Annotated in this window: 4 protein-coding genes; 1 reads left to right on the plus strand and 3 read right to left on the minus strand. The window is 72.7% G+C overall.

The genetic code is table 11. From position 1 onward, the window contains the following. Window positions 1-2,156, minus strand: a 2,156-nt coding sequence (locus ACWEBX_RS36805) for a DEAD/DEAH box helicase (RefSeq protein WP_451889097.1), incomplete at its 3' end; no start/stop codon positions are given. 471 nt (window positions 2,157-2,627) lie between these two features. Here ACWEBX_RS36805 and ACWEBX_RS36810 point away from each other — a divergent pair. Then, window positions 2,628-3,389, plus strand: a complete 762-nt coding sequence (locus ACWEBX_RS36810) for a ferritin-like fold-containing protein (protein WP_361688803.1) — start codon at window positions 2,628-2,630, stop codon at window positions 3,387-3,389. Between the two features lie 115 nt (window positions 3,390-3,504). Here the strand turns inward: ACWEBX_RS36810 and ACWEBX_RS36815 are convergent, their stop codons facing one another. Together ACWEBX_RS36815 and ACWEBX_RS36820 are read right to left on the minus strand one after the other, a co-directional pair. Next, window positions 3,505-3,774, minus strand: coding sequence for a hypothetical protein (locus ACWEBX_RS36815; RefSeq protein WP_451889098.1), 270 nt, complete (start codon window positions 3,772-3,774; stop codon window positions 3,505-3,507). 235 nt (window positions 3,775-4,009) lie between these two features. Then, window positions 4,010-4,237, minus strand: a complete 228-nt coding sequence (locus ACWEBX_RS36820; RefSeq protein ID WP_028801993.1) for a DUF3107 domain-containing protein — start codon at window positions 4,235-4,237, stop codon at window positions 4,010-4,012. Window positions 4,238-4,409 lie beyond the last annotated feature (172 nt).

Genomic DNA, 4,409 nt, shown 5'->3' on the forward strand with positions numbered 1-4,409 from the left:
GCCTTGCGGGTGCGTCGGCGCGCGGCGGGCTTGGCCTCCGTGGCTTCGGCGGCCTGGGCCGGGATCTCGGCGTCGGCGACGGCCTTGCGGGTCCGGCGGCGCACGGGCGTGGCCTCGGTCGCCTCGGCGGCCTCGGTGGTGTCCGTGGTCGCGGCCTTGGCGCGGGTGCGCCGCGGCTTGGTGACCGTTTCGGTGACCTCGGTCGCGGGGGCCTCGACGGTGTCGACGGCGGTCTCCGCGGCCTTGCGGGTGCGTCGGCGCGCGGCGGGCTTGGCCTCCGTGGCTTCGGCGGCCTGGGCCGGGATCTCGGCGTCGGCGACGGCCTTGCGGGTCCGGCGGCGCACGGGCGTGGCCTCGGTCGCCTCGGCGGCCTCGGTGGTGTCCGTGGTCGCGGCCTTGGCGCGGGTGCGCCGCGGCTTGGTGACCGTTTCGGTGACCTCGGTCGCGGCGGCCTCGACGGTGTCGACGGCGGTCTCCGCGGCCTTGCGGGTCCGGCGCTGCGCGGGCTTGGCCGGAGCCTCGGCGACCTCGGTGACCGTCTCGGCGGCGCTCTCGACCACGGCCTCGGCGGCGGTCACCACCGCCTCCGCCGTCTCGACGGCCGTCGCGGCGCTCTTGCGGCTCCGGCGACGGCGCGGCGCGGCCGGCTCGTCGGTGACACCCTCGGCCGTCGCCACGGCGGCTTCAGCGGCCTCGGCCACGGGGGCGGCGGCAGCGGCCGCCACGGCCTCGCCCGCTCCACCGCGCGTCCGCCGGCGGCGGCGCGGCGTACGGGGCTCGGCGCTCTCGACGGACGCGGGCGACTCCGTGGCCGCCGGAGCGGCCGTGGACGCGGACGTCTCCTCCGAGGCCGCACCGCTGCGCGTACGACGGCGCTGGCGGGGCGTACGCGGCGCGCGCTCACGCTCGGTGGACGACGGCGCGGCCGAACGGCCACCGCGGCCACGCGGACCGCCACGGCCGCCGGTCTCGCCCAGGTCCTCGACCTCTTCGGCCGCGAGCCCGGCGCGGGTGCGCTCGGAACGCGGCAGGACACCCTTGGTGCCGGCCGGGATGCTGAGTTCCTCGTAGAAGTGAGGAGAGGTCGAGTACGTCTCCGGCGGGGCCGGGAAACCGAGGTCCAGCGCCTTGTTGATGAGCTGCCAGCGCGGGATGTCGTCCCAGTCGACGAGGGTGATCGCGATGCCCTTGGCACCCGCGCGGCCGGTACGGCCGATGCGGTGCAGGTACGTCTTCTCGTCCTCGGGGGACTGGTAGTTGACGACGTGGGTGACACCCTCGACGTCGATGCCGCGGGCCGCGACGTCGGTGCAGACGAGGACGTCGACCTTGCCGTTGCGGAACGCGCGCAGCGCCTGCTCGCGGGCGCCCTGGCCGAGGTCGCCGTGGACCGCGCCGGACGCGAAGCCGCGCTGCTGGAGCTGGTCGGCGAGGTCCGCCGCCGTCCGCTTGGTGCGGCAGAAGACCATCGCGAGACCGCGGCCGTCGGCCTGCAGTATGCGCGAGACCATCTCCGGCTTGTCCATGTTGTGCGCGCGGTACACGAACTGCTTCGTGTTCGCGACGGTCGCGCCCGAGTCGTCCGGCGCGGCGGCGCGGATGTGGGTCGGCTGCGACATGTAGCGGCGCGCGAGACCGATGACCGCGCCCGGCATGGTCGCCGAGAACAGCATCGTCTGACGGCGGGCCGGCAGCATGTTCATGATCTTCTCGACGTCGGGCAGGAAGCCCAGGTCGAGCATCTCGTCGGCCTCGTCGAGGACGAGCGCCTTGATGTGCTTGAGGTTGAGCTTCTTCTGGCCCGCGAGGTCCAGCAGGCGCCCGGGGGTGCCGACGATGACGTCGACGCCCTTCTTCAGGGCCTCGACCTGGGGCTCGTACGCCCGGCCGCCGTAGATGGCCAGAACGCGTACGTTGCGGACCTTGCCCGCGGTCAGCAGGTCGTTGGTCACCTGTGTGCACAGCTCGCGCGTCGGGACGACGACGAGGGCCTGCGGGGCGTCGGTGAGCTGCTCGGGCTTGGCCCGGCCGGCCTCGACGTCCGCGGGGACGGTGACGCGCTCCAGGAGGGGGAGGCCGAAGCCCAGCGTCTTGCCGGTGCCGGTCTTGGCCTGGCCGATGACGTCGGTGCCGGAAAGGGCGACCGGGAGCGTCATCTCCTGGATGGGGAAGGGGTTGACGATGCCGACGGCCTCAAGGGCCTCGGCGGTCTCAGGGAGGATTCCGAGCTCTCGGAAAGTCGTAGTCAGGGTGCTGCCTCTTCTGTGTACGCGGTACGAGGCGAACGCGGGGGTCGTGTCGGGACCGTGCCGGGGACGTCGGCCGCTCTTGACGGGCGGGCCGGGTGGCATGGGACCACTGCCGACGCTCGAGCTCTCGTGCCGCTGAGGGTTCCCTCCGGATGTCGTACGCAAGGTGCCGTACCGACGAGGAGGGCTGTCGGGTCGGAGCCGATCGGGCCACCGACCGGGCATCCTCATTCGTGCGGCCCGTCGAATACTCGCCGGGCGCATTACCACCATACCCCGGATTCGCGCACATGTGATGGCCGATTTGGTCACGTAGTCGTCGTCACACAGGTTGACCAGGGACTTCCCTCGTGCTGTGAGCGGGCTATTGTGCGCTTCATGACGACGCCTGACAACGCCGCTGAGAAGCCCGCCGAGGCCACCGCCGACACCGCCCCCGCGGCCACCGGAGTCGCCGCGCAGAACTGGGAGACGGCCTCGGCCGAGCCCCAGTACCGCGCCGCGGTCGTGGACCTGCTCGGAGCGCTCGCGTACGGCGAGCTCGCGGCGTTCGAGCGGCTCGCGGAGGACGCCAAGCTGGCGCCCACGCTCAGCGACAAGGCGGAGCTGGCGAAGATGGCGTCCGCCGAGTTCCACCACTTCGAGCAGTTGCGGGACCGGCTGGCCGCGATCGGCGCGGAGCCGACGCAGGCGATGGAGCCCTTTGTCGCCGCGCTCGACGGCTTCCACCGGCAGACGGCCCCCTCGGACTGGCTGGAGGGGCTCGTCAAGGCGTACGTCGGCGACTCGATCGCCAGTGACTTCTACCGTGAGGTCGCGGCCCGCCTCGACTCGGACACCCGCGGGCTCGTCCTCGGCGTCCTCGACGACACCGGGCACGCCGGTTTCGCCATCGAGAAGGTGCGCGCCGCGATCGACGCCGACCCGCGCGTGGGGGGCAGGCTCGCTCTGTGGGCGCGACGGCTGATGGGCGAGGCCCTGTCCCAGTCGCAGCGCGTGGTCGCCGACCGCGACGCCCTGTCGACGATGCTCGTGGGCGGCGTGGCGGACGGATTCGACCTCGCGGAGGTCGGCCGGATGTTCTCCCGGATCACCGAGGCGCACACCAAGCGGATGGCCGCGCTGGGCTTGGCCGCCTAGGTCGCCCAGGGCCTCACGCGGCCCGGACGCCGAGAGCCTCGCGGCCCGGAGACCTGATCGCCCCGCCGTCTACACGCGCGGTTCACGGTCGCGGGAGCGGGGCCTTCGCAACGGCTTACGCGGTCGCCGAGCGGCGTCGAAAACGCTCCTCGGGGCGCAGCAGCAACGACAGCAGCGCCGCCGAGACGGCCATCGCGCCGAGAAGGATGGCCAGGAAGTGGCCGGAGCCCAGTGCCGTGTGCGTCAGGAAGGCACCGAACAGGGCTCCCACCACGCCGGTCGACAGGACCAGGCTGCGGGACGGCAACCGGTGGGGCAGGCGGTACGAGGCCGCCCATGCCAGCGCGAGACCGATCAGCGCGGAGCCGAACGCTTCCAAGAACATGATGGGGTCCCTCCCGCACGGCCGGTGCAAATCGGTCGTAGCCGGTCCTACCCCTGACCTTCGGAACGCAACCCTCCTCCACGCCCGGCATGTGCTCCATCTGCGGAGGTGACGGATCGGAAGCGAGCGTGCGCCGGGCGCGATGGGCGGCGCCGACCGGCGGGACGTGCGTACGGGAAGGGCCCGGTGACGATGTCACCGGGCCCTTCCCGTACTGCTGTGTGGCTCAGTCGCCCTACAGGGCGCTGAATCCGACCTTGCGCTGCGTGGGCTCGCCGAGCTCCACGTACGCCAGCCGGTCGGCCGGAACCAGGACCTTGCGGCCGTGGTCGTCCACGAGGCTCAGGAGCTGCGACTTGCCGGCCAGCGCCTCGGACACCGCGCGCTCGACCTCTTCCGGGGTCTGACCGCTCTCCAGAACGATCTCGCGGGGCGCGTGCTGCACGCCGATCTTGACCTCCACGGCTTTGTCCCTCCGACGGTCAGTCATGTGCGCGTTCGTACGCGCCGTACGCAGCACACATTAGCCCGGCGAGGGGACGCGCACGCTCCGCCCGGGAACGCCAGGAGCGAACAGCCGACGGGAACAAGGAAGCGGGCGGGGGGGGGGCCCCCGCCGCTGTTTCTGTATTTGT

The sequence above is a fragment of the Streptomyces sp. NPDC005070 genome (assembly GCF_053600395.1).